This is a genomic window from Natrinema salsiterrestre (assembly GCF_029502005.1).
GTDB lineage: Archaea > Halobacteriota > Halobacteria > Halobacteriales > Natrialbaceae > Natrinema > Natrinema salsiterrestre.
Genome location: NZ_JAMQOT010000001.1, coordinates 859,631 through 878,189 on the forward strand (window position 1 = coordinate 859,631; position 18,559 = coordinate 878,189).

General features: G+C 65.8%; 21 protein-coding genes. 11 read left to right on the forward strand and 10 right to left on the reverse strand.

Annotated elements, in window-relative coordinates:
• The first annotated feature begins 51 nt into the window (after nucleotides 1-51).
• Together NDI89_RS04270 and NDI89_RS04275 are read left to right on the forward strand one after the other, a co-directional pair.
• The gene (locus tag NDI89_RS04270; RefSeq protein ID WP_277520273.1) at nucleotides 52-1,122 is read left to right on the forward strand and encodes an alkaline phosphatase family protein; all 1,071 of its coding nucleotides are present in this window, start codon (nucleotides 52-54) and stop codon (nucleotides 1,120-1,122) included.
• The gene (locus tag NDI89_RS04275) at nucleotides 1,119-1,847 is read left to right on the forward strand and encodes a class I SAM-dependent methyltransferase (protein ID WP_277520274.1); all 729 of its coding nucleotides are present in this window, start codon (nucleotides 1,119-1,121) and stop codon (nucleotides 1,845-1,847) included. The genes NDI89_RS04270 and NDI89_RS04275 overlap by 4 nt, the downstream gene beginning before the upstream one ends.
• Here the strand turns inward: NDI89_RS04275 and NDI89_RS04280 are convergent.
• Nucleotides 1,844-2,302 (reverse strand): helix-turn-helix domain-containing protein, encoded by a 459-nt coding sequence (locus NDI89_RS04280; protein ID WP_277520275.1) that lies wholly within the window; start codon nucleotides 2,300-2,302, stop codon nucleotides 1,844-1,846. The two genes, NDI89_RS04275 and NDI89_RS04280, sit on opposite strands and share 4 nt — an antisense overlap.
• A gap of 255 nt (nucleotides 2,303-2,557) precedes the next feature.
• Here NDI89_RS04280 and NDI89_RS04285 point away from each other — a divergent pair, with 255 nt between their 5' ends.
• From NDI89_RS04285 to NDI89_RS04295, 3 genes are all read left to right on the forward strand, one after another.
• Nucleotides 2,558-2,815, forward strand: a complete 258-nt coding sequence (locus tag NDI89_RS04285; RefSeq protein WP_277520276.1) for an ArsR family transcriptional regulator — start codon at nucleotides 2,558-2,560, stop codon at nucleotides 2,813-2,815.
• 78 nt (nucleotides 2,816-2,893) lie between these two features.
• Nucleotides 2,894-3,160 (forward strand): ArsR family transcriptional regulator, encoded by a 267-nt coding sequence (locus NDI89_RS04290; protein WP_277520277.1) that lies wholly within the window; start codon nucleotides 2,894-2,896, stop codon nucleotides 3,158-3,160.
• Nucleotides 3,161-3,821: 661 nt separating this feature from the next.
• Nucleotides 3,822-4,316 carry a hypothetical protein gene (locus NDI89_RS04295; RefSeq protein ID WP_277520278.1) on the forward strand — a complete coding sequence of 165 codons (495 nt, stop codon included), beginning with the start codon at nucleotides 3,822-3,824 and terminating at the stop codon, nucleotides 4,314-4,316.
• Between the two features lie 458 nt (nucleotides 4,317-4,774).
• Here NDI89_RS04295 and NDI89_RS04300 read toward each other — a convergent pair whose 3' ends face one another.
• From NDI89_RS04300 to NDI89_RS04320, 5 genes are all read right to left on the reverse strand, one after another.
• Nucleotides 4,775-5,830 (reverse strand): prenyltransferase, encoded by a 1,056-nt coding sequence (locus NDI89_RS04300; protein ID WP_277520279.1) that lies wholly within the window; start codon nucleotides 5,828-5,830, stop codon nucleotides 4,775-4,777.
• Nucleotides 5,827-6,549, reverse strand: a complete 723-nt coding sequence (locus tag NDI89_RS04305) for a class I SAM-dependent methyltransferase (RefSeq protein ID WP_277520280.1) — start codon at nucleotides 6,547-6,549, stop codon at nucleotides 5,827-5,829. Before NDI89_RS04305 ends, NDI89_RS04300 begins: the two co-directional genes overlap by 4 nt.
• A gap of 1 nt (nucleotide 6,550) precedes the next feature.
• The gene (locus tag NDI89_RS04310) at nucleotides 6,551-7,921 is read right to left on the reverse strand and encodes a glycosyltransferase family 4 protein (RefSeq protein ID WP_277520281.1); all 1,371 of its coding nucleotides are present in this window, start codon (nucleotides 7,919-7,921) and stop codon (nucleotides 6,551-6,553) included.
• A gap of 253 nt (nucleotides 7,922-8,174) precedes the next feature.
• Nucleotides 8,175-8,735 carry an NUDIX hydrolase gene (locus tag NDI89_RS04315; RefSeq protein WP_277520282.1) on the reverse strand — a complete coding sequence of 187 codons (561 nt, stop codon included), beginning with the start codon at nucleotides 8,733-8,735 and terminating at the stop codon, nucleotides 8,175-8,177.
• 83 nt (nucleotides 8,736-8,818) lie between these two features.
• Nucleotides 8,819-9,790, reverse strand: coding sequence for a diacylglycerol/lipid kinase family protein (locus NDI89_RS04320; RefSeq protein WP_277520503.1), 972 nt, complete (start codon nucleotides 9,788-9,790; stop codon nucleotides 8,819-8,821).
• 42 nt (nucleotides 9,791-9,832) lie between these two features.
• Between NDI89_RS04320 and NDI89_RS04325 the strand changes: the two genes are divergently transcribed.
• From NDI89_RS04325 to NDI89_RS04335, 3 genes are all read left to right on the forward strand, one after another.
• The gene (locus NDI89_RS04325; RefSeq protein WP_277520283.1) at nucleotides 9,833-10,552 is read left to right on the forward strand and encodes a PHP domain-containing protein; all 720 of its coding nucleotides are present in this window, start codon (nucleotides 9,833-9,835) and stop codon (nucleotides 10,550-10,552) included.
• Nucleotides 10,553-11,051: 499 nt separating this feature from the next.
• Nucleotides 11,052-11,222, forward strand: a complete 171-nt coding sequence (locus tag NDI89_RS04330) for a hypothetical protein (protein ID WP_277520284.1) — start codon at nucleotides 11,052-11,054, stop codon at nucleotides 11,220-11,222.
• Nucleotides 11,223-11,419: 197 nt separating this feature from the next.
• Entirely contained in the window at nucleotides 11,420-11,644 is a 225-nt protein-coding gene (locus tag NDI89_RS04335; protein WP_277520285.1) for a ribbon-helix-helix domain-containing protein, read from the forward strand.
• Nucleotides 11,645-11,655: 11 nt separating this feature from the next.
• Here the strand turns inward: NDI89_RS04335 and NDI89_RS04340 are convergent, their stop codons facing one another.
• The gene (locus NDI89_RS04340; RefSeq protein ID WP_277520286.1) at nucleotides 11,656-11,934 is read right to left on the reverse strand and encodes a hypothetical protein; all 279 of its coding nucleotides are present in this window, start codon (nucleotides 11,932-11,934) and stop codon (nucleotides 11,656-11,658) included.
• Between the two features lie 92 nt (nucleotides 11,935-12,026).
• Between NDI89_RS04340 and NDI89_RS04345 the strand changes: the two genes are divergently transcribed.
• A complete protein-coding gene (locus NDI89_RS04345) occupies nucleotides 12,027-13,538 on the forward strand; it encodes an amidase (protein WP_277520287.1) in 1,512 nt (503 codons plus the stop codon).
• Nucleotides 13,539-13,556: 18 nt separating this feature from the next.
• Here NDI89_RS04345 and NDI89_RS04350 read toward each other — a convergent pair whose 3' ends face one another.
• Nucleotides 13,557-13,970 carry an Lrp/AsnC family transcriptional regulator gene (locus NDI89_RS04350; protein ID WP_226004385.1) on the reverse strand — a complete coding sequence of 138 codons (414 nt, stop codon included), beginning with the start codon at nucleotides 13,968-13,970 and terminating at the stop codon, nucleotides 13,557-13,559.
• A 102-nt stretch (nucleotides 13,971-14,072) separates the two neighbouring features.
• Between NDI89_RS04350 and carA the strand changes: the two genes are divergently transcribed.
• Nucleotides 14,073-15,152, forward strand: a complete 1,080-nt coding sequence (gene carA / locus NDI89_RS04355) for a glutamine-hydrolyzing carbamoyl-phosphate synthase small subunit (protein ID WP_277520288.1) — start codon at nucleotides 14,073-14,075, stop codon at nucleotides 15,150-15,152.
• 207 nt (nucleotides 15,153-15,359) lie between these two features.
• On the opposite strand, the gene NDI89_RS04360 is transcribed toward carA, so the two are convergent.
• Complete coding sequence (locus NDI89_RS04360) at nucleotides 15,360-16,547, reverse strand: ABC transporter substrate-binding protein (RefSeq protein ID WP_277520289.1); 1,188 nt, start codon at nucleotides 16,545-16,547, stop codon at nucleotides 15,360-15,362.
• Between the two features lie 135 nt (nucleotides 16,548-16,682).
• Nucleotides 16,683-17,432, reverse strand: a complete 750-nt coding sequence (locus tag NDI89_RS04365) for an SIMPL domain-containing protein (RefSeq protein ID WP_277520290.1) — start codon at nucleotides 17,430-17,432, stop codon at nucleotides 16,683-16,685.
• 129 nt (nucleotides 17,433-17,561) lie between these two features.
• Here NDI89_RS04365 and cysK point away from each other — a divergent pair, with 129 nt between their 5' ends.
• Nucleotides 17,562-18,503 (forward strand): cysteine synthase A, encoded by a 942-nt coding sequence (cysK, locus tag NDI89_RS04370; RefSeq protein ID WP_277520291.1) that lies wholly within the window; start codon nucleotides 17,562-17,564, stop codon nucleotides 18,501-18,503.
• The last annotated feature ends 56 nt before the right edge of the window (nucleotides 18,504-18,559 follow it).

An 18,559-nucleotide genomic window follows, 5' to 3' on the forward strand; every position in this document is an offset into this window, starting at 1 on the left:
CAAAAGCTACTAACAGAATCGCGCCCAGTGGGCTGACAGGAGCCGACGCTGATGGATTTCGCGACGTTATCCGGGAAGATCGCGACCGGACGCATCGGACACGCGCTCTCACGACTCGTCCCCGCCACGTCGATCTGGGAGCGCGAGTGGGACGTCTGCTGCGTGCTTGACGGCTGCCGCCTCGATCTCATGCGCGAGGTCGCGGCGGCCGGCCACGACGCGCTGCCCGGCCCCGAGGGCGTGGACTCGCTGTGGTCGGTCGGCTCGCAGTCCGCCGAGTGGATGGACCGGACCTTCGCGCCCGAGTACCGCGAGGAGATGGCTCGCACCGCCTACGTCACCGGCAACCCCTTTTCCTCACAGTCCTGCGAACACATTCTGATCACCTCCGACGACGTGCTCCCGCTCGAGGCCGACGACTTCGGCGTCTTCCACGAGGCCTGGCGCGACGAGTGGGTCGACGACGACATCTCGACGATCCCGCCCGACTCGCTGACCGACGCCGCGATCGCGATCTGGCGGGCGCGAGCGGAGCTGGGCATCGACCGCGTGCTCGTCCACTACATGCAACCCCACGCCCCGTTCCGATCGCAGCCGGGGTGGTTCTTCGGCTCGGCCGACATCGAACACTGGGGGCAGTTCACCGACGGGGACGACGAGGAGGAAATCGACCTCGAGGACCTCGAGCCGGCGGAACGCGAGGCGCTCGAGGCGTTAGCGGAGGCCGAAGCCAAGGAAGACGACGATACGGACTCGATGAACGACCCCTGGATCAAACTGCGGAACGGCGAGCTCGCCCCCGACGCGGTCTGGGCTGCCTACCGGGACAACCTCGAGTGGGTGCTCGACGACGTCGCGCGACTCCTCGCGAACTGCGACGGACGGGTCGCGATGACCAGCGATCACGGCAACGCGATCGGGGAGTACGGCGTCTGGTCGCACCCGCCCGGAACGCCGGTCCCCTCGCTCCGGCGGGTCCCATGGGTGGTCCGCAAGGGGCGGGATCGGGGGACCTGCGAGCCCCCCCTTCCCGAGGGCGTTCGCGAGACCGGCACCGACGACGGGACCGCGACGGACGGCACCGAAATCGAATCGCGCCTCGAGGCGCTGGGGTATCGGTGACGAGTTCGTTCCGGGACGCGATCTACGCCGTTCGGAAGGCCCGCCTGGGGCTCGAGCGCCGCCGGCTCGATTACGGCCGGGAGACGCGCGAGCGGGCCGACCGGCTGGCCGAGGTGCTCCCGGCGTCGGCCGCCGAACTGCGAGGGTACGAGCGGGAGTACGACGACCTCGAGTGGTTCCACGACGGCTACGCCGACCGGGTCGACGAGATCCACGCGGCCGGCGTCGCGGCCGACACGACCCACTGGCGCGACGGGGTAACGCTCTACGTCGTCTGTCGCGCGCTGGGAATCGAGACCGTCGTGGAGACCGGCGTGTTGTTCGGCTCGTTCGACGCGCACATCCTCGCCGCGCTGTGCGAGAACGGCGGCGGGACGCTGCACGCGGTTGATCTACCGGGCGGGCCGCCGGGGCCGTTCGCGTACGGCCACCTGATTCCTGATCGGTGTCGCGACCGATGGGACCTGCATCGGGGCGACGCGCGGGAGGTTCTGCCGGAGCTGCTCGAGGAGGTCGGCCCCGTCGACCTCTTCTTGCACGATTCGGACCATCGGCTGCCGCACATGCGCTTCGAGTACGAGACGGCGCTGTCGCATCTGGCCTCCGGCGGGGTGCTCGCGAGTCACGACGTGCGGCTCTCGAGGCTGTTCGATCAGTTTGCGGAAACGAACGGGCTTCGGTCGTGCGTGGTCTGCGATACGGGGATCGCGCGGCGACCGCGCTAGGGGTCGTCTCGAGTTTCGGTCGGTCGATCCATCTGCTTCTCTCGAGCGCCCCCCTCCTCCATCGCGTCGTCGCCCTCGGCTTGAGCGCCACGGAAGACGGCGAGCCGGTCGGCCTGCCGACCGAGCAGCGCGCGCCCGGCATCGGTGAGGCGATAGGCGGGGACGCCGCCGCTCTGGTCGTCCCGCGGTGCGACGAGGCCGCGGCCGACGAGCGCACGCAGGTTCGGCTCGAGCCGGGCGCGGCCCACTGCCGGATACCAGCGCTCGAGGGCCCACTTGATCCCCGAGGGGTACCCGGCGTAGCCGTCGCGCTCGCGGCGGGCGACGGCCTCGAGACAGTCGCGCTGGAAGCCGGTGAGTTCGATCCAGGTGTGGCGGTCAGGTGGGTGTTCGTCGTGGGGTGATTCGGCTGCTCGAGCGGGGGGTTCAAGGCTCCGCGAATCGTCGTCTGACATGGCTTTCTGTGGGTAACGGAAGCCACGCGGGCCGGTGGTTGGGACACCGGGTCCGCGTCTTCGAGGACCGATTCGGGTAGCTGTGGGTCCGTTCGGCTTCCGTTGGTTCAGATAATGAGTGGACACCACTTAGAACTAGTGCATCAAACACAGTACTAGAAGACGGTAAACAGCGTACAAATACTATCGAATCGAGCGTTCTAACACGGTGTTTCGTGTGTTCACGATCGAATGCGACGGCCACGGGTGGACTGGATGACGCGGGCCGACGACGCGATCCTCGAGTTCCTTCTCAACGAGGGAAACCGACCTCTCATCGCGAATCCATCCACTGTCGAGGCCAACATCGATTACAAGATCTCGCACGTACGGCGCAGACTGCGGGCGTTGCAGGATGGTGGACTGGTCGAGTATTATGATGAAGACCGGGGCCTGTATCGGATCAGTGAGCAGGGTCAGAAGTATCTCGAAGGCGAACTCGACGCTGAGGAACTAGAACTGAACGAGGAATGACAGCGCGTCGTCCAGAGAAATGGATGCAGTTGCCGAGCGACGATCGGATTCTCGAGCCAAACCAGAGTTGACCGCTAAATGCGCCCGCTGGTATCGTGGATGACGAAATCCGATCCCGCCCTGCTCGAGTTCTTCGAGGAAACGGGGATAGCAATGCCACCAGCGGTGGTCTCGTACAACATCGACGGCGTCTCCCATCCGACAGTGAAACGCCGTCTTCCCGTCTTAGAAGATCACGGACTCCTCCGAAAAGTCGACGACGACCGGGGTTATTACAGAATTACGGATCAGGGTCGTGCTTATCTCGAGGGCGAGTTAGAGAGTGACGAACTCGAATCACCGTAACGAATTCGGACCCACGACCCTCGGAATACTATTTTTCGGCTTGCCGAACGGTATATTTCGTACTTGGCCCAGCGAAACGTACTGGCTGCCCGAGAAGCACTACTTCGGTAATCGGAGGACCATCTTATCGACCGTGATGATGACGAAGCATACGAAGACTGATTTATTTGACTGAATATATGTGAACTCATTTTTCTCGGTATTTTATCTATTACCTGTTAAAATAGTATTTCTCTACTCTCCTGTACCGCATGACGGTAGACAGTTTCGTGATTAATATCCCAATTTTATATCGTATGTGCTAAACCGTTGGAGGGTAGTTTGATACTGTTTCGCCCATTACATTACCAATAGTTATTTCTTTGGACATCATATTCCCAGGTCTTAATATATCGGTCGCTATTCGATTCGTAGATCAAAAATCACCGTTCTACAGTGTTTGCTGTATCTGTGTATTAGATTCGGCTTCAGTCGTCGTTTATATCAGAAACGTACTGTAGGTCGCGAAACGATGGTTTCCGACTAATACGTCCCCTGTCGGGACTCTCATCCGGGTAACGTACACGGAGGACGGTGATCGCGTCCCAATAATGGGGCGTCCCACAGCGGTCCAATCTGGTGGTGACGCCGTCTTCTTGGTACGTTCCCGGTGCATAAAAGTATGAAACGTACAATCGCAACGCTGTTAACCGTGGCACTAATAGGCAGTCTGGTACTCGCCGGGAGTGCAGCTGCCCTTGACGAGGCCGATCAGGAGGTTAAGCAAGAGGACGACATCACTCAGGACGCGGACTGGAATTCTTGGGATGTCGATCAGAGTGCAGACCAATACTTAGGCGCAGGACAGGAAGCAGATGAGGACGATGTCTACCAGGACATCTATCAAAAAGGCACGGTCGAACAGCACGGTGATTCGTTCGACGACGTGAACCAGAACAGCGATCAGGATGCTGAAGCATACCAGTCCGCCGAGGACGCATATGACGTTGATCAGGATAGTGACCAGATCCTGAAAACTACACAGACGGCGGATTCATGGGACGATACGCATCAGACGGCAACCCAGTCGACCAGTACTACGCAGAAAGCAGACGACAGTAAGTACGTCGACCAGAATACAGAACAGACGAACATCGTCTACCAGTCTGCAGAGTGACCGGCGTAACCACGTTACTGGATTAGGAGCAATCCTGATCCAGTTACCTTGGATTATTTCTGGCACCGACACTGACGGCAGGTGGTCCTCGGACTGGGTGCACGTGACCATTACGTGCTCCCACGGGGGTAGCGGGACGCGTTGCCCACACTTCTCGTCCCCCGCTACCGCCTCCGGTTTCACTACCTGATCGCTGACTTACTGGATTCTAAGCGGATAGACGGTTCTGATAAATAGAGTTCCAGCATCGAATACTGACTGAGATATTGAATTATGAGTTACTCGAACCCTCGATTCATGTGGTTCAGCTGGATATTTTCGCACGGAGGTGAGGGTTGGCCGCTGTAATTATTTGGCGACACAGACGTGAGTCGGGAAACGATCAGTGATCAGTTCCAGATTCCCCTGTCGCAATTCTATTCCTTCAGGCACATCAGGACACACCCGCTCGAATCAGTTCATTCGAACACCGGCTCAGTAAACAGCCCCGCAGCCCCCGACAGTCCCGACAACGCATCTGCAGCCAACACCGCCGCCCCGCCGGTCCACGTCGGCCGGTCGCCCGGCCAGAACTCCTCGTCCTCGAACTGGTAGCCCGTCCAGAAGACGCCCTCGTCGTCGGTCCACTGGAAGAGCCACTCGTAGATCTCGCGCGCCCGCTCGAGCTCCCCGACCGCGGCCAACGAGAGTACGAGCTCGCAGGACTCGGCGACGGTCACCCACGGCTCGTCCGCGACGCAGCGACAGCCCAGCCCGTCCTCGAGGTACCGATCGAACCCGGCCTCGAGGCGCTGTCGTGCCGGCTCGCCGGTCAGCACGCCGCAGAGAACGGGATAGAACCAGTCCATCGCGTAGCGGGACTTGCTCTCCCACGTGCGGTCGAACCGATCGGGCCGCTCGCGGATCGCCGCGCCGAGGTCGGCGCGAGCCTCGAGCCAGCGCTCGCGCTCGTCCCCGTGGCCGAGTTCGGCCGCGATCGCCGCCCCGCAGGCCAGGCTCTTGTAGAGCGAGGCGCAGCCGGCGACGAGCGCGTCCTCGTACACCTCGCCGTCCGCGCCGACGGCCCAGTAGATTTCACCGGTCGCGGCCTGCCGAACGCACGCGAACTCGAGGGCGTCGCGAACGGTCGGCCACAGGGCCTCGAGAAACGCCCGGTCGCCGGTACAGCGGTAGTGGTGCCAGACGCCGACGGCGACGTAGGCGCTGCGGTGGGTCTCCTTGCGCGGCTCGTCGCCGGCGTGGGCACCGTCGCCCGGCTCGGCCTCGCCGTAGGTCGCCCACAGCCCGCCGTCGTCGTGCTGGGCGTCGGCGAGCCAATCGTACGCGCGGCGGGCGGCCGTCTCGCGGCCCGCGACCGACAGCCCCATCGCGCTCTCGACGTGATCCCACGGGTCCGCCGGGCCGTCGGGGTACCACGGAATCAGGCCGTCCGAGCGCTGCACGCGCTCGATGTAGTTCACTGCGGGCTCGAGCCCCCAGTCGGAAAGCGACCGTCCCGACGAGACGTTGCTCACGCTCGCCCCTCCAGTTCGAAGTAGTAGACGACGCTCTTGCCGACCACTGGGTCCAGCGCCCGCTCGAGCAGTCGGACGGGGCGGGGCGATTCCAGCACGTCCCACTCCAAAAAGCGGTCGTAGGCCCGCAAGGGCAGCGGCGACTCTCCCCGCTCGTCGCGGTCCCACCAGAGACACTTCAGCCACCAGTAGGGCGCGTGCAGGGCGTGGGCGAAGTGCCCGTCGACCCGCCGGAACCCGCGCCGCTCGATGGCGGCCCGCAACTCCTCGCGGTCGAAGATGCGGACGTGGCCGCCCTCCACCTCGTGGTACTCGTCGGAGAGCGCCCAGCAGATCCGCTCGGGGCCTGCTCGAGGCACGCTCACCGCGAGCGTGCCACCCGGCGCACAGACCCGCCGAAGCTCGTCGATGGCCGACTCGTAGTCGGGCAGGTGCTCGAGGACCTCGGTACAGCAGACGACGTCGAACGCGCCGTCCTCGAAGGGAAGGCGCAACGCGTCCCCGGAGAGAAAGGTCACCGGGACGTCGGACTCCGGCGCGATGTACTGCTCGTGGTCCTCGCGGGCCGCGACCAGGTTCTCCCGCCCGAGATCGAGCCCGACGACTTCGGCGACGTTCTCGAGTGCCGCGGCGTGGACGTGGCGGCCCTCGCCGCAGCCGACGTCGAGGACGCGCACGTCCGGGGTCAGCGGCAGCCGGTCGAAATCGATCGTCTCCATCTCAGCCCTCCCCCGCGCGCGTTTCGATGGCGTTCCGGTACTCCCGAACCGTCTCGCGGGCGGCCCGCTCCCAGTCGAACTCCTCGACGATGCGTTCCCGTCCCCGCTCACCGAGTCGGCGGCGGCGCTCGTCGTCCTCGAGCAGGTCCCGAACCGCCTCGGCCAGCGCGTCGGCGTCGCCCGGCTCGACGAGGACGCCGGCGTCGCCGACCACCTCGGGAAGCCCGCCGCCGGTGGTCGCCACCACCGGAACGCCGCAGGCGAGCGCCTCGCCGGCGGGCAGCCCGAACCCTTCGTACAGCGACGGGACGACTGCCACGTCCGCGGTGCCGTAGAGCTCGACCATTCGCTCGTAGCTGATCTCGCTGTGCGTCTCGATCGCGTCCGCGATGCCCAGCGTCGAGATCAGCCGGTCGCACTCGCCGCCCTCGTCGAACTCCCCGACGACGACCAGCTCGGCGTCGATCTCCTCGCGGACGGCCGCGAAGGCCTCGAGCAGGTGTCGAGCACCCTTCAGCGGGACGTCGGCGCTGACGGTCGTCATCACGCGCGGGCGGTCGGTGGTTCGCTCGACGGGCTCGAACAGGTCCGTGTCGATCCCGTTGTGGACGACGCGGATCGACTCCGGATCGGCCCCGAAGTCAGTGACGGTGCGGTGCTTGGCCGACTCGGAGACGGTGAGGATGTGGGGGAGGTCCCGGACGACCTCGCGTTGCATCCGGAGGAAGCGATACCACCGGCGGATCAGCAGTCGCTCCCCCCGGCCGCCGGCCGCCTCGAGCGCGGCGTCGCGGTCGACCGTGATCGGATGGTGGACGGTCGCCACGACCGGGTGGCCCCGCTCGCGGAGGGTTCTGAGGCCGTGACAGAGCGACTGGTTGTCGTGGACGATGTCGTACTCGGGTTCATGTTCCTCGAAGTAGTCGACGACCTGCCGGCCGAAGACGTAGGGGTCGGGAAAGCCGCCGGTGAGCGCGCTCAGCCACTCGTAGAGCGCGAGGGGATCTCGGAGGTAGGCGGGCTCGAACTGGCCCAGCCGGTCCAGTTCGTCGACGACGTTCTCGCCCGGCAGCTTCACCAGTCCGACGTCGTCGTCGAGCTCGGGGTAGGGCTTCCCCGAGATGACGTCGACGGAGTGGCCGAGGTCGGTCAGGGCACGGCTCAGATACTTCACATAGACGCCCTGTCCCCCCGAATACGGGTTCGATCGATAGCTCAAGAGGCAGACGTCGAGCGGCTCGTCGGGGAGTCCCTCGGCCTCCGCCGACGGCTTCGACTCCGCCGTCGCTCCCGTGGCGGTCGAGCCACCTGCCGACGCGGACGAGGTGAGCAGGCTCCCCCGGAGAAGACGTCTGAGCGTACCAGTGACCATCGCAGTCTATCCTGCATGTGTGAGCACTCCCTCATAAACCTCCCGTTCGTGTACTGTTGTTAGATACCGTTCGGTCTCGAAAAACGATCGGAATCGGCGTCGGCTCCGGGACCGAAAGTCACCGTCTCAGCGCCCAGAACCGCGTTTCGAGTGGAACGTGAGCCGACGGCCGGACGTCGGGTCCGTACTGTCTCGTCGGACGTGGTGTCGGCAAAAATATATTTCGGTATCGGGTTCCAGTTCGCGTCGCTCGCTATCGGACGTCCCGCCGCATGGCGATCTCGAACCACGGGCAGAGTCGGAGCTGGCGGTACCACTCGGGGTTGGCGTGGAGCCGCTCGTAGGGGACCCACATCAGCCCGGCGACCTCCTCCTCGTTGGGATCGAGGCTGCGGTCCGTCAGCGTCACCTGCAGGACGGCACAGACCTCGTGTTCGACGCCCGCGTTCTCGAAGTAGCGCTTGTACTCGAAGCGGTCGGTCACTTCCAGATCGTCGTACTGGTCGGGCGTAATCCCGAGTTCCTCCTCGAGTCGCTCGCGGGTCGCTTCCTCCTGACTCTGGCCCTCGACGGGGTGGGAGGCGACGGTGCCGTCCCAGAAGGTCCCCCAGAGGCGCTTGTCGGGCGCGCGCTGGGCGAGCAACACGTTCCCCTCGCCGTCGAAGACGATCGAGGTGAAGGCCCGGTGGCGAATCCCGTCGCCAGTGTGGGCGTCGAGCCGATTGACCAGTTCGAGTTCGTTGTCGTCGGCGTCGACGGCGATTACGTCCTGTCCGGCGTTCTCGTGTTGGAGGTCCTCCTCCGGCGTGCTCATACCACCACAATTACGGTGACTCTTGAAACCAGTATCGTCTCGTCCCGACCGTTTCGAATCGATACTGACGGCGGGTTGACGACCTACTGGTCCGCGGGCGTCTCGAGAGGCCACAGCTCCCCATCGTCCGGATCCGCTCGATAGTCCTCGCCGACCGCGATTTCGAGGGCGTTCGGGGTCGTCTCGAGATGGAGCGTCTCGGTCTCCAGCATCTCCCCGTCAAGACTGTACGCGACCGACTCCTCGCGGCTCTCGATCGCCAGCGACGGGGTCCGCCGGCGGACGATGTGCGTGCTCTCCTGTCCGAACAGCCCCTCGAGCGCCGCGCCGCCGACCAGGTTCGCGGTCGCGGCGTCCTCGACGATCGTGACCTCGAGCAGGCCGTCCTCGACGTGGGCCTGCGCGGTTCGCGCGCCGGTGAATCGCCGACAGTTCCCGATGAGGACGAACAGCGCCTCGCCCTCCCAGGCCCGCGCCCGCTCGCCGTTCGGCCGCGGGGCCGTCTCCACCCGCAACGGGAGCGAGTCGAACTCGCCGAGGGTCTCGACGGTGTTTTTCACGTACGCGAGCACGCCGAGTTCCGCCTTGCTCTCCGTCGTCGTCTCGCTGCTCGCCTCGGCGGTGATCCCGCCGACGCAGGAGTTGACGAACACCCGACCGTTCGCCGTGCCGATATCGATCTCCCGTCGGCGGCCGTCTTCGATGACGGTAAAAGCGTGCTCGAGCCCCTGAACCCCGATATTCGTCGCGAAATTATTGCCCGTGCCCGCGGGGACCACGGCGACGGTCGTCGTCTCGAGTGCATCCGCCCCTGCGACCCCGTTGACGACGGCGTTGAGCGTGCCGTCGCCGCCGGCCGCGGCGATCAGGTCGGCCTCGGGTGCGGCCTCGCGGGCGAACCGCTTCGCGTCGCCGCCCTGCTCGGTCGTTCGAACCTCGAACCCGTGGTCGGCCGCGAGCGCGGTGACGTCGTCGACGTGGTCCCCGCTCCCGCTGACGGGGTTGCAGACGAGAACGCGATCGCTCGCCTCGGGGGGTGACATACTACAGCCCATGCCGGCCGCATCCAAAAGGGTCTGGCCGGCGTTTGCCCCGGTATGTACCGAGTCGATCTCCACGCGCACACGCGATTCTTCCACGGCCGGCGCTCGCTCGGCGATCGGTACGACCCGCTGGGCGTTCGGCTGCTCACCGCGATGGCCGAGCGGCGAAACCTCGACGGCGTCGCGACGACCAACCACGACTACTACACCGCGTTCGACCCGTCTCCGGACGTCGAGACGCTGCCGGGGATCGAGATCACGACCGACCGCGGCCACGTCCTCGTCGTCGGCCCCGACCCGCCCGCGGCGACGAAACCCGGCGCGCTCTCCCCCGAAGAGGCGGTCGCACTGGCACACGACCGCGACTGCGCCGCCATCGTCGCCCACCCGTTCCGGAACAGCACGGTGCGGGAACTCGAGGACGTCCCCTTCGACGCGATCGAGGTCAACGGCAAGCACCCGCGCTCCCAGCCCCTCGTCGAGGAGTTGGCGAAGCAACGGGACCTGCCGCTGACCGGCGGCAGCGACGCCCACTACCCCTTCGAGGTGGGCCGGGCGTACACGGTCGTCGAGGCGGACCGGCTCACCCCCGAGTCGATCGTCGACGCGATCCGCGACGGCCGAGTGAGCGCACGCGTCTCCCGCTCGGGGAGCGACCGCCTGCTCCGCCGGGCCTACCGGAAGATCCACGAGCGTAAGCAGGTGATCGACGCGATCGAACGGCCGACCCCCGGCGTGGGCAAACCGCCGGGCGAGGAGGAAGAGGCTGACTGAGGGACCGACCGCGATCAGGCCGACCCACGAACCGCCCTGCGGTGGCGCGCGCTGTCGGCCGGCCGAGCGCCGCGAGGACGGCCGACGACACTGCGCGAGGGATGAGCGAGGGAACGGAGTGACCGAGCGAATCGGCTGGGGAGGGCGTGGCAATTCCGTGTTGCCAGCGTGAGCAGGATACTTACTGTTCAGTCATCACTTCTCAAGTAGAAGCAATCCCGATTCGCGAACTCAATCAGTTCTATTCTACACCGTTAGCAGTAGATATAAGTTACAACGAGTCAATGGTTAGACCGGAAGCCGGTCTCCGCGGGGACGCCACTGAAACGTCCCGGGTGCTGAGCCCACCCGAGACTGGCTTTCAATCCCGAGAGGGAGTTGAAAGCATGATTCCGTACATTCTACCGGGATATAAACGTCCCGCACGACAGCCGAATCGCCAGCCGCAACGACCCTCGAGCCCAGTTCAGCGATCGCCACAACCCACAGGTGACCGCCGATGAACGTCGACCTCGAGCCCACCGACGACAGTTCCTCCCCGTTCCGGGACTGCCCACACTGCGGCGACCCCGTCCTCTTCGCCGTCCTCACCGGCCCCGACACCGGCACCGTCGAACCCTGCGGCTGTTCCCTCCCGCCGGACCCCTTCGAGGACAGTAGCGGGGAGTAGCCGCCCTCGCGCTCGAGTCCCCGGCGGCCAGCCGGCCGCTCGAGGCCCGTTCGGAACCACCACTGGGAGAGGGGGGCCACTGGGGGGATCTCGAGCGGTCGGTTCGTAAGCGGGGGCTCGAGAGCCTGAACCGATCAGACTCGATCCCGATGGGTAGCGAGAACGGGTTTATTGAATCAGATGACGTTTGCACATCCATGAGCCGTGATAGAACGTCCGTTCCGGTATCGCTCCCGCCGGAGCTAGTAACCGAACTCGACGCGCTGGTCGAACGGGGCGCGTTCAGTTCGCGGTCCGAAGCCCTTCGACACGGCGCACACCTGATCGTCCGCAAAGAACGACGAGCGCGCCTCCGCGAGCTCACCGACGAGCAGGCTCGCGACGAGGTTCTCGAGCGGCTCGATCGGAAACGCACACCCTGATATCGACGCCCTCACCCGCCGGGTCGCCTGAACGTGTAGCTCACGTCGTCGGCTTCGATCCTGACCGATCCCGCATCGTGATCCACGACGAGCTCGACCGCCCCTCGGTGCTCGAAGTCGTGGAGCGGCATTCCCGTGCTGACGCGGCCGGCCCGCGAGACCGCGAGCGCTGCGGAGCCGAACTCGAGCCGAATTCGATCGTCGCCGGCCGTCACGTCCCCGGGCTCGCCGAATCGGCGCAGTTCCCCGACCACCGCGTCCCAGTCGCTGAGTTCGATCCGGGTTGCCATCGGTCCGTCAAGGACGGCCGCACCCAAATACCGCCGGGCGACAGATTCAGGGTCCTGGTTCGGAACTACCCTGTACGGACCCACCACATTCCATGTCAACACAGCCCACAGACTCGTTCGATCTCCTCGAGGCGACCGTCGCCGACGTCCACGCGGCCATGGCGGACGAGCGCGTCACGGCCGAAGCGCTCGTCGACCGATATCTGGCGCGCATCGACGCCTACGACGACGATCTGAACGCGATTCTGACGGTCAACGACGACGCTCGCGAGCGCGCACGCCGGCTCGACGAGCGCTACGAGAGCGAGGGGGTCGTCGGCCCGCTCCACGGCGTGCCGGTCGTTCTCAAAGACAACCACGACACTCACGATATGCCGACCACGGCGGGGTCGGTAGCGCTCGCCGAGTCGACGCCGCCACGGGACGCGTTCGTCGTCGAACAGCTCCGCGACGCCGGTGCCGTCATCATCGCCAAGGCGAACTTACAGGAGTTCGCGTTCGGCGTCGACACGATCAGCTCGCTCGGCGGCGCGACGCGGAACGCCTACGACCTCGAGCGGCGGCCGGCGGGGTCCAGCGGCGGCACTGCGGCGGCCGTCGCCGCGAACCTCGCCGCCGTCGGAACGGGAAGCGACACCTGCTCGTCCGTCCGGTCGCCGCCCGCGTTCAACGACCTCGTCGGGGTCCGTCCGACAAGAGGGCTGGTGAGCCGGACGGGTATCGTCCCGCTGAGCGAGACTCAGGACACGCCGGGTCCCATCACTCGAACCGTCGCGGACGCCGCGCGGCTGCTCGAGGCCATGGCCGGCTACGACCCGGCGGACCGGGTCACCGCCAGAGGTGTGGATCAGGTCCCCGCGGATGGCTACGTCTCCCACCTCGACGACGACGGGCTCGAGGGCGCGCGCATCGGCGTCGCCCGGCAGTTCTTCGGCCTTCGAAACGAGGCGAACGGGTCGGAGACTGACGCCGAGGCGATCACGACGGTCATCGAGGACGCCATCGAAACGATGGAAGCGGCCGGTGCGACGATCGTCGACCCCGTCGAGGTCGTCGACCTCGACCGCCTCGCGAGCGCTCGCGTGCTGCAGTACGAGTTCGCGCGGGACTTCGATGCGTACCTATCCGAACTCGGGGACGAGACGCCCTACGATTCGCTGGCCGAAATCGTCGAGACGGGAACGGTCGCGCCCGCGATCGAGTCCCGAATCGAAGCCGCCGGCATCTTCGACGTCGACGCCGGGTCGCTGGACGAGAATCTGGGGTACCTCCGGCGGCTCGAGCGACGAGAGCGGCTCAGGGAGACGACGCTCTCGAAACTGGTCGAGCACGACCTCGACGCCCTCCTGTATCCGCCGTCGAGGGTCCCACCGGTCGCAATTCCCGACCACCAGCCGTTCGAAGAGATGAACTGCGAACTGGCCGCCCACACTGGGCTGCCGTCGATCGTCGTCCCGGCCGGCTTCACGGACGACGGGCTGCCGGTCGGCCTCGAACTGCTCGGCGGGGCATTCGCCGAACCCCGGCTGTTCGAGCTGGCATACGCTTTCGAGCGAGCGACCGACGACCGGCGGCCGCCGGATCGGTTCGGGAAGCTCGAGTAACGCGTTCGGCCCCTCATCCTAGCCGAGTTCTTCGTCGAGAATCAGGCGCGTCTTCGTGCTCACGACCTCCTCCTGATCGCGGGCTTTCGTGATGAGATCGTTGACCCCGCGCGTGTCCGCGGCGTCGACCACCAGCACGATGTCCTGCTCCCCGGAGACCATCCAGACGAAGTCGATCTCGTCCCACTCGGCCATCCGCTCGGAGACCTCCTTGGTGTCGACGTCGACCGCGACGCTGATCTCGAGCATCGCCTGGACGTTCCCCGTGCGAGTCGAAATCGTGAAGCGTTCGATGACGTCGTCGTCCATCATGCGCTCGACGCGGTTGCGGACGGTCCCCTCGCTCGTCCCCACCTCGTCGGCGATCTCGGTGTACGGCGTCCGGGCGTCTCGCCGGAGGATATCGAGGATCTGTCGGTCCAGTTCGTCCATGGAGATGCGTACCTACGGCGAACCCGCACTTACCGATTACGAAAATCGTAACTCAGCTTCGAAGACAACACTTATGATGGTCCATCCGATACGTAGTTCGTAATGACGGAAGCCTACGTCGCACTGGAAGGCGGCCACGTGATCGAGGGTCGTGGTCGTGCCTCGGGAACCGCCCGCGGCGAGATCGTATTCACCACGGCCTATACGGGCTACGAAGAGAGTCTGACTGACCCCTCGTACGAGGAACAGATCCTAACCTTTTCCTACCCGCTGATCGGCAACTACGGCGTCCGCGAGGAGCGCTTCGAGGACGACCGCGTCCACCCCCGCGGCGTCGTCGCGAGGGAACTCACCGAGGACGTCGTCGAGTGGCTCGAGAGCGAAGGTGTCCCGGCCGTCGACCACCTCGACACGCGCGAGATCGTCACCGACATCCGCGACGGCGGGGCGATGAAGTGCGGCATCGCCGTCGGCGAGGACGTCACCGAGGAGGACGCGCTGGCCGAGCTCGAGCAGTGCGAGGCCATGAGCGACCACACGGACATCGGCGCACAGGTCAGCGTCGACGAACCGGTCGTCCACGGCGAAGACAACGACGGCGAGACGGTCGCCCTGATCGACTGCGGCGCGAAGGGCTCGATCATCAGTTCGCTGCTCGAGCGGAACGCGACCGTCCACGTGTTCCCCTACGATGCCGCCGCCGCCGACGTCGAGGCCGTCGACCCGGACCTCCTTTTCATCTCGAACGGTCCCGGCGACCCGGTCAACTTCGAGGGGGCCATCGCGCTCGTCGAGGCGTTCGTCGAGGACACGCCCGTCGCCGGCATCTGTCTCGGCCAGCAGATCGTCGCCGAGGCGCTCGGCGGCACCACCGAGAAGATGACCTTCGGCCACCGCGGCGTCAACCAGCCCGTCCTCGACCTCGAGTCCAACCAGGTCGTCATGACCACCCAGAACCACGGCTACACCGTCGCCGAACCCGGCGAGCACCTCGAGGTCACCCAGATCAACGTCAACGACGACACGCCCGAAGGGATCGACGGCATCGAGTACGACGTCATCACGCGCCAGTACCACCCCGAAGCGAACCCCGGTCCCCACGACACCCTCGACTTCTTCGACGACGTGCTCGCCATGGCTTCCGGGCGAGCGGACACGCAAGCGGTTCCGGCCGACGACTGATCGGCCGTCCTCGATTCGCGGTCGGTAATCGTCTCCGTTCGGACAGCTCTCCTGACCGGCTCTCGACCGTTCGGTACCGATCGAAACGCGGTGTCGAGTACGGGACCGTATACAGCAACTCGCCGTTCTCGTTCCGGACGGCGATAGCCGAAACCCGGTGACCGGAAACGTGCGTACTGACCGTCGGAACTCATGGCCGTTCGTCGGTTAGATGTCGCCGTCGACGATGTCCGCGACCCGCTGATGGTCGAACAGCTGTTCGTCCGAACCGAACGCCGGGTATACGTCGCCGTTCTCGTAGCCCGGCCACGCGCCGAACTGCTCCGGGTACAACTGCTTGGCGGTCATTTCCAGCTGGAAGAGGTTCATCAGCGGCCCCTGCCACCGCGTCCCCTGCGCGTACACGCGGTCGTTCCGAACGGCGGATAACTCGCTTCCGACGGGGTCGTCCGCGAGGTTCCGCGTCATCTCCTCGAAGTCGACGGACGAGGTGACGGTCCACAGCGCGAGTAACACGTCAGGGTCGACCTCCAGCAGGGCCTCCATATCGACTTCCGTGAACGCGCCGTCCCACTGCTCGTCCCCGAACGCGTTGACGGCGCCGAGCGGTCGGGTGTGGGCGTTGAAGTAGCCGGGAGCGTTCAGACGGAGCAGGTAGATGGCGGACAGGTCGGTCGAGACGGAGAGGTACGCTACCGTCGGTCGGTCCGACTCCGGCGGAAGGCCCTCCTCGATGGTTCCGAGTAGATCGTCCCGGACGGAGGTGAGCGCCTCGTATCGCGACTGTTCCCCGTACAGCGTAGCGACGCGCTCGAACAGCTCCCACAGGGAGTAGTACTGGTACCGATCGGCCCACGTCTCGGGCGGCGTCGAGTGGAAGTTACTGTAGTAGTTTCCGACCCACGGGCCGACGTGGGTCGCGACTTCGTCGACGTCGTCTTCGTCCCAGTCGTCCTGCGTCGTCACCCAGGCGGGATCTACGAGGTGGAGGTCGCTGTCGAGTTCGTACAACTGCTCCTTCGAGAAGCCGTACGATCCAGTCTCGTCCTTCCACGGAATTTCGAACTCGTCGAACTCGGCGGTGAAGTACTCCAGCGTCGACGCGGTTCCGTCCCACCAGACGTTGTTGATGCTCTCTCCCCGCCCGACGGCGCTCGCCATGTCCGCGAACCACGGGAAGTGTGTGAACACGTCCTCCGGCGGCTCTTCGAGACCGACCGTCCCGACCGGCGCCACGTCGGCGGTGTAACTCGACGTCGACGTCTCTGCCGGCTCGGCATCCGATCCGCTTTCGTCCGTACACCCAGCGAGCAGGCTACCGCCAGCGATCATACCGCCGTACTTCACGTAATCACGGCGTTTCAGCGTGGGAGCGTCGTTCGAATCGTTCCACATGAGATTTAGGCGAGCCTAAGAATACATAATCGGTTCGGTTTTTCGCGCGCCGAATCGGCGCGTCGACTCGCCGGCCGTGACGGAATCGGCCGCGAGTTGTCGGCCGGCTGAGGGCCGCGTTCGACGCCGCCGCGATCACCCGGCGAACGCGTAGGTGACCGTCACGCTGGCACTGACGGTGACCGGCTCCGCGTCGATCTCGGTCGGCGGCGCGCCGCCCGCCGCGTCGCCGCTCGCCATCGCCTCCCGTCGAACCGGATGGACCTGGACATCGCCGCTCGTGACGGCCGTCGTCCCCTCGAGGCTGACGCCGCGGTTGTCGGCGATGTGGGCCGCCTCCGCGTCGGCGTTGTCGAGCGCCGCGTCGATCGCGTCCTTTCGGAGCTCAGCCCGCGTCTCCTCCTGTAGCGTGAAATTCACGTAGCCCATGTCGTCCGCGCCCGCCGCGACCGCCGCGTCGACGACCTCGCCGACGCGGTCGACGTCGGTCAGCGTCACCTCGAACGAGTGGGTCCCCTCGAATCCGTCGGTGCCGCCGTCGCGTCTGCGGACCGGGGAGATCCGGTACTGGCCTTCCTCGACGTTCTCCTCGGGGATCTCGAGGTCGTCGAACGCCGCGCGGAGCCGCTCGGCTCCCGTCGCCAGTTCGTCGGTGACGGCCTCGGCGCTCCCGCCGCTCGCCTCGACGCCGACGCTGACGATCGCCCGGTCCGGTTCCGCCTCCACCTCGCCGCCGGCGCTGACCGTGATCTCTCCCCGACCGGCGCTCTCGCTACCGTCGGGGTTCGAGTCGCCGTCGTCGGTGCTGAGCGGGCTCGCCGCACAGCCCGCGACCGCCGTCGCGAGTCCGACCGTCGATGCCGCGAGGAACTGTCGTCGATCCATACCTGATAGACCGTCACGAGCGGAAAAAAGCCTCTCCCAAGCTCAAACGGCTATTTGACCCTCGAGCGTCCCGAGAACCGAATCGGTTCGGGAGAACTGGTAGTTCGATCGCCCCGCGTGTACGAACCGATGGACGGAACTGTCGAACCCGCGGCCGATATCGATGCCGCCGAGAGCGTCGACGAACTGATCGGCGAGACGCCCCTGCTCCGACTGGACGCCTTCGCCGACAACTGCTACGGGAAGCTCGAGTCGCACAACCCCTACTCGGTCAAAGACCGGATCGCGCGGGCGATTCTGGACGCCGCCGAACGAGACGGCGCGCTCGAGCCGGGCGGAACGGTGGTCGAATCGACCAGCGGCAACACGGGGATCGGGTTGGCGGCGGTCTCCGCCGCGCGCGGGTACGACTGCGTGTTGACGATGCCGTCCTCGATGTCGACCGAGCGCCGGCAGCTCCTGGGAGCGCTGGGAGCCGACCTCGAGCTCACCCCCGCAGAGGACGGGATGGGCGGAGCCAACGAGCGCGCCGCGGAGATCGCCGCCGATCGCGAGAACGCGATTCTGGCGTCCCAGTTCGAGAACGAAGCCAACCCCGCGGCTCACCGCGAGACGACGGGACCGGAAATCTGGACGGCCACCGACGGCGCGGTCGACGCGGTCGTCGCGGGCGTCGGGACCGGCGGCACGATCACCGGGGTCTCGGAGTACGTGAAAGAAGAGCGGGGGAAGACCGCGTTCACGTCGGTCGCGGTCGAGCCCGCCGAGTCGCCCACCCTCTCGGAGCTCAGCTCCGACGGACACGACATTCAGGGGATCGGCCCCGGATTCGTCCCCGATATCCTCCGGACCGAGCTCGTCGACGAAACCCGTTCCGTCGAGGCGTCCGAAGCGAAAGACGCCGCTCGAAAACTGGGCCGCAGCGAAGGGGTGCTGGTCGGCATCTCGGCGGGGGCGGCACTGGCTGCCGGTGCCGACTACGCGGCCGACCACCCGGACGAACTGACCGTCGTCGTCCTCCCGGACACCGGCGAACGATACCTCTCGACGGATCTCTACGATTTCGAATAGCGCGAGATCGCCTGACTCGACTGCGGCCGCCGCTGCCCCGAATTCCAACCACGGGG

Excerpts from the sequence above, each read along its gene's own strand:
- NDI89_RS04270 (WP_277520273.1), top strand. The coding sequence starts at position 52 with ATGGATTTCGCGACGTTATCCGGGAAGATCGCGACCGGACGCATCGGA.
- NDI89_RS04280 (WP_277520275.1), bottom strand. The coding sequence starts at position 2,302 with ATGTCAGACGACGATTCGCGGAGCCTTGAACCCCCCGCTCGAGCAGCC.
- NDI89_RS04285 (WP_277520276.1), top strand. The coding sequence starts at position 2,558 with ATGACGCGGGCCGACGACGCGATCCTCGAGTTCCTTCTCAACGAGGGA.
- NDI89_RS04290 (WP_277520277.1), top strand. The coding sequence starts at position 2,894 with ATGCGCCCGCTGGTATCGTGGATGACGAAATCCGATCCCGCCCTGCTC.
- NDI89_RS04295 (WP_277520278.1), top strand. The coding sequence starts at position 3,822 with ATGAAACGTACAATCGCAACGCTGTTAACCGTGGCACTAATAGGCAGT.
- NDI89_RS04305 (WP_277520280.1), bottom strand. The coding sequence starts at position 6,549 with ATGGAGACGATCGATTTCGACCGGCTGCCGCTGACCCCGGACGTGCGC.
- NDI89_RS04310 (WP_277520281.1), bottom strand. The coding sequence starts at position 7,921 with ATGGTCACTGGTACGCTCAGACGTCTTCTCCGGGGGAGCCTGCTCACC.
- NDI89_RS04315 (WP_277520282.1), bottom strand. The coding sequence starts at position 8,735 with ATGAGCACGCCGGAGGAGGACCTCCAACACGAGAACGCCGGACAGGAC.
- NDI89_RS04320 (WP_277520503.1), bottom strand. The coding sequence starts at position 9,790 with ATGGGCTGTAGTATGTCACCCCCCGAGGCGAGCGATCGCGTTCTCGTC.
- NDI89_RS04325 (WP_277520283.1), top strand. The coding sequence starts at position 9,833 with ATGTACCGAGTCGATCTCCACGCGCACACGCGATTCTTCCACGGCCGG.
- NDI89_RS04330 (WP_277520284.1), top strand. The coding sequence starts at position 11,052 with ATGAACGTCGACCTCGAGCCCACCGACGACAGTTCCTCCCCGTTCCGG.
- NDI89_RS04335 (WP_277520285.1), top strand. The coding sequence starts at position 11,420 with ATGAGCCGTGATAGAACGTCCGTTCCGGTATCGCTCCCGCCGGAGCTA.
- NDI89_RS04340 (WP_277520286.1), bottom strand. The coding sequence starts at position 11,934 with ATGGCAACCCGGATCGAACTCAGCGACTGGGACGCGGTGGTCGGGGAA.
- NDI89_RS04345 (WP_277520287.1), top strand. The coding sequence starts at position 12,027 with ATGTCAACACAGCCCACAGACTCGTTCGATCTCCTCGAGGCGACCGTC.
- NDI89_RS04350 (WP_226004385.1), bottom strand. The coding sequence starts at position 13,970 with ATGGACGAACTGGACCGACAGATCCTCGATATCCTCCGGCGAGACGCC.
- carA (WP_277520288.1), top strand. The coding sequence starts at position 14,073 with ATGACGGAAGCCTACGTCGCACTGGAAGGCGGCCACGTGATCGAGGGT.
- NDI89_RS04360 (WP_277520289.1), bottom strand. The coding sequence starts at position 16,547 with ATGTGGAACGATTCGAACGACGCTCCCACGCTGAAACGCCGTGATTAC.
- NDI89_RS04365 (WP_277520290.1), bottom strand. The coding sequence starts at position 17,432 with ATGGATCGACGACAGTTCCTCGCGGCATCGACGGTCGGACTCGCGACG.
- cysK (WP_277520291.1), top strand. The coding sequence starts at position 17,562 with ATGGACGGAACTGTCGAACCCGCGGCCGATATCGATGCCGCCGAGAGC.